Below are 671 nucleotides of genomic sequence, written 5' to 3' on the forward strand. Positions count from 1 at the left end.
ACGATGGCTCCTAGAATGTAAAAATATGAATGAAACTAGCGAAAGCATATCAGAGATCACGTATAATCTCCGCCAAATTTAAAGTAGAGACAATCTTGATGATTAATATTGGTCAAATAAACAACTTAGAAGTAGTAAAACAAGCAGATTTCGGTGTATTCCTTGACGCTAGCGACTATGGAACCGTGTTGCTACCGAAACGATTTACTCCTGAAGGTGTTGAAATTGGTCAAAAGTTAGATGTGTTCTTATACATTGATTCTGACAACCAGATCGCTGCAACTACTGAAAAACCTATCGCACAAGTTGGTCAGTTTGGCTTGATGACTGTTGAAGGTGTAAACAGCACCGGTGCATTCATGAACTGGGGCGTGAAAGGTAAAGACCTACTGGTCCCTTTCAGCGAACAACGTGGTCGATTAAACGAAGGTCAGTCAATCTTAGTATATGTGTACATTGATAAAGCATCTAGCCGCATTGTAGGCACAACTAAGTTTAACAAATGGTTAGACAACACTCCGGCGAATTACAAACGTAACCAGCAAGTTGACTTAATCATCGCTGAACGCAGCCAGCTAGGCTACAAAGCGATCGTGAATGGCGAACACTGGGGCATGATTTTCCCATCGGACATTATCGGTAAGTTATTTATTGGTAAGACGCTGAAAGGC

At 41.3% G+C, this 671-nt stretch carries 1 protein-coding gene; it reads left to right on the forward strand.

The window, feature by feature from the left end:
* Window positions 1-29 precede the first annotated feature (29 nt).
* Window positions 30-671, forward strand: a 642-nt coding sequence (locus tag BCT81_RS27210; RefSeq protein ID WP_102426483.1) for a S1-like domain-containing RNA-binding protein, incomplete at its 3' end; no start/stop codon positions are given.

Source organism: Vibrio sp. 10N.261.52.A1, from assembly GCF_002876325.1.
Lineage (GTDB): Bacteria > Pseudomonadota > Gammaproteobacteria > Enterobacterales > Vibrionaceae > Vibrio > Vibrio chagasii.